Genomic DNA, 1,275 nt, shown 5'->3' on the forward strand with positions numbered 1-1,275 from the left:
ACAAGAAGACCGAGACAAAGTAGATGCGATTGTTGCACAAGCAGATAAAGATATTGAAGCAGCTACAAGTGTAGATTCAGTCAACAGCATTAAGGATAAAGCTATTAGTGACATCAAAGAAATTAAGGATAGTGCGGATAAAGATGCTGCAATTAAACTAGATAATGAAAAGAAAGATGCAATTACCGCTTTAACTAATAAGCAAACTGAAGTTAAAGCAGGCATCGATGCGTTATCAAATGTCAGTGATGAAAACAAGGCCGCTTTAAAGGATAAAGTAGATAGTTATTACCAAGACGCAACTAATAAGATTAAAGACGCAAATACAACAACTGCAGTTCAGGTTAACAATGCTAAACAAGAAGGTATTGATAACATGGACAAGGTTCTTAAAGATGCACAGGCTTTGGATACAGCTATTAAAAATGATCAAAAGAAGTTAGATGATCATGCGACTGAAGCAATTGACAGAATTAATAAATCTGATTTATCTGATGCAGACAAAGATAAGGCTGTAGCAGCTATAAGTAAAGCTCGCGATAATGCTAAAACAACAGTAGGCGAGCAATCGACGATTGAAAAAGCAGATGCGGCTGAAAAGGCTGGAGAGAGTGCGATTGATACGGCTGAAAAAGCAGCTGCCGAAGCCGATTTGGCAACATCAAAGCTCACTGAAAAAATTAAAGTTGATACTATAGCAGATAATGCTAAGAACCAACTTGATAGTGACTATAACAAATTGACTTCTGATGAAAAGAAGGAAGTTAAAGATAAGTACGATGAGGCTAAAGCAGATATTGATCAGGCCAAAGCTGACGCTGAAAAAGCAATTGAATCAGCAACTTCTAAGCAAGAAGTAAAAGATGCTTCAGAAAAAGCTCAAGCAGACATTACTCAAGCAAAGTCAGCAGCTGAACTAGCGTTTACGAAAGTAGCGGCAAAAGATGCAGTTAAAGCAGTAGCAACCGAAGTCAAGAGCGGCTTAAAGAAACAAGAAGACAAAGACAAAGTAGATGCGATTGTTGCACAAGCAGATAAAGATATTGAAGCAGCTACAAGTGTAGATTCAGTCAACAGCATTAAGGATAAAGCTATTAGTGACATCAAAGAAATTAAGAATAGTGCTGACAGTGAAAGCTTAGAACAATTAATAAGTGATGCTAAGACTGAATTCAGTAAAAAGCATGATGAAGCAGTAGCAAGACTCAAGAATGAATTTGGCAAAGATGCTGTGACAACAGAAGTTGACAATGCATTTGATACACATAAAAACAT

Annotated in this window: 1 protein-coding gene; it reads left to right on the plus strand. The window is 36.9% G+C overall.

Annotated elements, in window-relative coordinates:
• Nucleotides 1-1,275: DUF1542 domain-containing protein (locus ERK18_RS09285; protein ID WP_187155208.1), on the plus strand; the 1,275-nt coding region annotated here is incomplete at both ends.

It is taken from the genome of Lactobacillus kimbladii (assembly GCF_014323605.1).
Taxonomy (GTDB): domain Bacteria; phylum Bacillota; class Bacilli; order Lactobacillales; family Lactobacillaceae; genus Lactobacillus; species Lactobacillus kimbladii_B.